1 protein-coding gene is annotated in these 1,267 nt (G+C 39.3%); it reads left to right on the top strand.

Annotated features, from left to right (window positions below; genetic code table 11):
- On the top strand, nucleotides 1-1,240 hold a 1,240-nt coding region (locus JWG40_RS00015), incomplete at its 5' end, for an integrase core domain-containing protein (protein ID WP_232369057.1).
- Nucleotides 1,241-1,267 lie beyond the last annotated feature (27 nt).

Here is a 1,267-nt window from a genome sequence, read left to right as displayed (position 1 = left end):
GAGGGCTAGAGGGATGCCTTGGAAGGAGAATAATGTCGTGGAATTAAGATATCAGTTCGTTCTGGAGAGCCTCCAGAAGGGAGTCAATTTTACTCAGCTCTGTGCTCAGTATGGGATCTCTACTAAGTCTGGATACAAGTGGAAAGAACGCTTCATTTTAGAAGGTCGGGACGGTCTTCGGGATAAAAAGAAAACTCCAAAAAACTCGCCGGCTAAAATTGCTGAAGAAACCATTCTCGAAATCGTTAAGATCAAAAATAACAAGAAGTTTTGGGGGGCTAAAAAAATTCTACAACTCTATAAAAATAAATTCCCTCATAGAAAACCTCCTAACAGATCCACCGTTGAACGTATTCTTAAAAAAGCCGGCCTACTAGATAAGAAAAAGAAAAAAAGATCTATTAACTCAGGTCAACGCATCTCAATGCCCGAGAAAGCAACGCATCCAAATCATATTTGGACCGTTGACTTCAAAGGATGGTGGTATACTCCTGAACGTGAGAAAGTAAATCCTCTTACTGTCAGAGATGATTTCTCTAAATACATTCTCGCTATCAAAACTCTAAAGAAAGGAGACATACCTTCGGTTAAGGCCGAATTTACAAGGTTATTCAAGATCTACGGAATTCCAGATATCATTCGATCCGACAATGGCCCTCCTTTCGCCTCCATGCAGTCTCTCTGGGGACTCACCAAACTTTCCGTTTGGTGGCTCTCTCTAGGGATCAAACTCGATCGTATACAACCTGGTAAACCTTACCAGAATGGAGCTCATGAAAGAATGCATCGAGACATGGCTCGGGAACTACAATATGAAATCGTCGGGAACATCACTCTCTTCCAAAATCTATTCGATAAATGGAGAATCGAATTCAATAGAGAAAGACCACACGAAGCTCTTAACATGAAAACACCGGAACAAATATATCTTAAATCTGATAGAAAATTTGATCCTAATGCCGATCTTCTTATAGCATACCCTTTTGGATTTAAACAAAGGCATGTCAATGACAGAGGTTACATCAATTATAATGGAAATCTCATTATGGTCGGGAATCCTTTTAATGGATTTAACATCGGAATCAAAAAGGAAAATGATTCTTTCTCCATTTGGTTCGGAATTAATAAGTTAGGTGTTATCGATCAAAATTTAGGCTTGATTATTTCTGATCCCGATTCATACAAAGTTCATAAACCAAGAAAGGTTTCCAAAAAGCGTTACCCTTCTCCTGCAGCATAACCGTTACCCATGTCTTGAAGTCATACC

The organism is Leptospira abararensis (assembly GCF_016918735.1).
Classification (GTDB): Bacteria; Spirochaetota; Leptospiria; order Leptospirales; family Leptospiraceae; genus Leptospira_A; species Leptospira_A abararensis.
This window is presented reverse-complemented; position numbering and strand designations above follow the sequence as displayed.